Raw genomic sequence first — 1,003 nt, 5'->3', positions numbered from 1 at the left:
GCCAATTAATTTAACTTGGGAGTCAGAACATGGGTGATAAGGTCCGTGTTCGAAAGGGAAACAGCCCAGACCACCAGCTAAGGTCCCAAAATATATGTTAAGTGGAAAAGGATGTGGCGTTGCCCAGACAACTAGGATGTTGGCTTAGAAGCAGCCATCATTTAAAGAGTGCGTAATAGCTCACTAGTCGAGTGACACTGCGCCGAAAATGTACCGGGGCTAAACATATTACCGAAGCTGTGGATTGTCCTTTGGACAATGGTAGGAGAGCGTTCTAAGGGCGTCGAAGCATGATCGCAAGGACATGTGGAGCGCTTAGAAGTGAGAATGCCGGTGTGAGTAGCGAAAGACGGGTGAGAATCCCGTCCACCGATTGACTAAGGTTTCCAGAGGAAGGCTCGTCCGCTCTGGGTTAGTCGGGTCCTAAGCTGAGGCCGACAGGCGTAGGCGATGGATAACAGGTTGATATTCCTGTACCACCTAGTATCGTTTTAATCGATGGGGGGACGCAGTAGGATAGGCGAAGCGTGCTGTTGGAGTGCACGTCCAAGCAGTAAGGCTGAGTGTTAGGCAAATCCGGCACTCATAAGGCTGAGCTGTGATGGGGAGAGGAAATTGTTTCCTCGAGTCGTTGATTTCACACTGCCGAGAAAAGCCTCTAGATAGATAACAGGTGCCCGTACCGCAAACCGACACAGGTAGTCAAGATGAGAATTCTAAGGTGAGCGAGCGAACTCTCGTTAAGGAACTCGGCAAAATGCCCCCGTAACTTCGGGAGAAGGGGGGCCATCACCGGTGATGAGTCTTGCACTCTGAGCTGGGGGTGGCCGCAGAGACCAGCGAGAAGCGACTGTTTACTAAAAACACAGGTCCGTGCGAAGCCGTAAGGCGATGTATACGGACTGACGCCTGCCCGGTGCTGGAACGTTAAGGGGACCGGTTAGTCAGGATTCGTCCTGGCGAAGCTGAGAACTTAAGCGCCAGTAAACGGCGGTGGTAACTA

At 51.9% G+C, this 1,003-nt stretch carries 1 rRNA gene; it reads left to right on the top strand.

The window, feature by feature from the left end:
- Nucleotides 1-1,003: ribosomal RNA gene (locus AB0K82_RS44740) — 23S ribosomal RNA — on the top strand; the annotation flags it as partial.

Source organism: Actinoallomurus sp. NPDC052274, assembly GCF_040679475.1.
In the GTDB taxonomy this organism is placed as follows: domain Bacteria; phylum Actinomycetota; class Actinomycetes; order Streptosporangiales; family Streptosporangiaceae; genus Actinoallomurus; species Actinoallomurus liliacearum.
Note: the sequence above shows the minus strand (reverse complement) of the source record. Positions and strands in the feature narration are given on the sequence as shown.